The organism is Paramuribaculum intestinale, assembly GCF_003024925.1.
Taxonomy (GTDB): Bacteria; Bacteroidota; Bacteroidia; order Bacteroidales; family Muribaculaceae; genus Paramuribaculum; species Paramuribaculum intestinale.
On the sequence record NZ_PUED01000241.1, the window covers coordinates 1 to 3,002 of the forward strand.

Annotated in this window: 1 protein-coding gene; it reads left to right on the top strand. The window is 42.7% G+C overall.

The window, feature by feature from the left end; genetic code table 11:
* The coding region (locus C5O24_RS12165; protein WP_133165575.1) for an AAA family ATPase at positions 1-3,002 on the top strand (3,002 nt) is incomplete at both ends.

The following is a 3,002-nucleotide window of genomic DNA, read 5'->3' on the forward strand; positions in this document are numbered from 1 at the left end:
AGCTTATTCTATGATGACAAAGCGTTCTCATATGAAGAAGAACCGCTTTTGGAGTTCTTCAACTTTTCCTCTGAAAAAGGTGACTCGAATGAGCCTACAAGGAAAAAAGATTTCTTTATTGGAAAAGGTCCAATGAGCAAAAGTCGAAATATATCAAATATTTCCAATACAAGCACTCCTAAATCCACCGAACAGTCACATCATGCATCAATCAGGATTGAATCATCTGGAAACCAACGGCGATTCAGAGTAGAACAATCTGAAGGTTTCTTCAAGGAAATTTTTGCATACTCCAAACGAAATCCACATAAAAAACTTGCCGTCGTATTTGTCACACCTACCACGCTGAAATTTGATGATGACCAGAGAAGAGTCATATTGAATTTATGGAATGACCTTAAGACAGATTATCGTAGGAACAAGCTGGCCATAAAAATTATAAGCTTATACGATTTCGATTCAGCAAAGCTTTTCACACAGGCTTTTGATTCAGCGTCTGACGAACTGTTGTTTTTAAGTCCCTTCAAGGATTTAATAAAGAAAGACATTGGGCAAGACGATGACAATACAGGTAAAATTGTGGAAGGAGGTCGAAAAGACAAGACCGTATTTTTCTTAGGTGACCCCTTTAGAGATGAAATCGGCAATATGCTTAACCGCCGAAGGCTCATGACAAAGGAAGGTCTGCCTCATCTTTTCGGAAAAATCGAATGGGACTTCATAACGCTTAGGCTGTGGCAAGGTATGGCTTCCGGTAAAAGTAATCTCTCTTTGATATGCGATTATTTAGATTGCGACAATTTAGATGAAATGATCGAAAGAATGGATACCGTGAAAGCGATTGACAAGCTTAATTCGCTGGAGGGAATCGACAATATTCGCGAACAGTTCGCACTCTATCGTCAGGCATTAGCAGCTCACCGTAGGAGGAGTGGTAGTGGTAGGTTTAGGCCACACATGGCTCTGATGGGAAGTCCCGGTACCGGCAAGAGCACAGTTGCACGATTGTTCGGTGACATATTGCGTGAAGATGGTCTCTTGCCCAAAGGGCATTTCGTGAAGGTATCTTGTGATGAACTCATAGGACAATACATCGGCGAGACCCGTCCTAAAACGAGGGCTGTCTGCGAGAAGGCAAGAGGAGGCATACTTTTCATTGATGAGGCTTATGGTCTGATGTCAGGAAAAAACTCTCATGGAGATGTAAACTATGGGGCCGAAGCAATCGAAGTCCTGATTCAGTTCATGGAAGACAACGATGACTCGTTGGTGATACTTGCAGGTTATACTGACGAGATTACAGACCTTATCAATGAAGGCAACAAGGGATTCAGAAGAAGGTTCAATGAACTGGGATTTTTTGAATTCAAAGACTATTCGCCTGATGTCTTGTATCGGATTGCATCAAAAATGATTAAAGTCCCTACTACAGAAAACTTCCATAAATCATTAAAGGGTATTATCAGATCCAAATGGGCTTACAGAAACAAAAAATTTGGTAATGTGGGCGATATGGAAAATTTAATTAATCAAATCGTAAGTCACTATACATCACTTAACACCCACGAGGCCCTTGACACAGCGCATCTTCCTAATGAATTAAGGATATTGGTGGACGAATCGCTCATTAAAGACGGCTCTATACTTGCTGAACTGAATGGCATATTGGGACAACAGGAAGTGAAAGCAGAAGTGTCAAGTATTGTCAACAAACTTGTAGCCGACAGAATAAAACTCCAGCTCATAGACAACTATACGCCTCAATTGCCTAAACTGAATTTCCTGTTTACAGGAAATCCCGGTACAGGCAAAACTACTGTGGCGAGAATAATTGGTCGTGTACTTGAGGGGCTTGGCGTTTTCCCTCCGTCAAAAGGGAATATTATTACGGAAGTGTCTGGAAACGATTTGTTGCCTTACACACCTGCAGATGTCAAAAAACTATTTGAGGACAACATCGGAAAAGTTCTTTTCATCGATGAGGCCTATCAGCTAAGAGAGAGTCCACGCGTGGTCGCAGACATCGTTGCCAATGTCGAACTTCTTGAATACAAAAACAAGTTGTCAGTAATCATGGCCGGGTATCCGCAAGATATGTGCGAACTGATGAATGTAAATGCCGGTTTGCCCCGCCGATTCAAGGAGGTTCCGTTCAGTGACTATTCCAACGAAGATCTTTATGAAATTCTCGTCAGAAAAGTAGAAACCGCCCCTAATACAATCATGGATTCTGAGCAGTGTCGGATTGCAGGCATATCATATTTTGCGTCACTTCAGCGCGGACATAGTTTCGGTAATGCTGGGGAAGCTGAGAATTTGCTTGGAATTCTTTGCGCGAATCGTGATGACCGCTTCATTAAAGGAACCCCGGAACAGCGAAACGACCGGGATTTTGCACAGCGCATATTCCCATGCGATTTTCCGAATTACAGCGACACGGTCAGTCATCCATCAAACTCAGCACAAGATGTGGCGGACATTTCGGTCGGCATTACCGAAAGTAGCTTTGACGGAACGATTGATTGCACAGCAGAAGACGAACAGTTCGGTGTGACCCAGGGTAATGACATCTATAATTCGGTCGGGCTTTTGGAAAGCGAAAAAGGGATGGGAACAGCATTTATAATCTCCGTGAATAACAGATATGTGATAACTGCAAGTCACGTTGTAGAGGGTAATTCCAAGTTCAAATTCACGCTGAATTTTGGAGACCGTTTGTTTCAGACAAATGCACGATTGTTGTGGAATAATGCTGAGCAAGATTTCGCTATCCTTCAATTGGATTCCATTCCCGAAGGCGCAAAATACTTCGTGTTTGACACTGCTACTGCACGTGAACCGGCCACGTCTATCAGAATTGTGGCATTTCCATTAGGCCGACAAGTGTCGAGCAAAGCAGTTTTGACAAGTGGAGCTATTTCCAACTATGAAGAGAATCTGACAATACGCAATGAGGATGGAACACAACGACGATTCAATGCCATACGCACAGAGGCACAAGC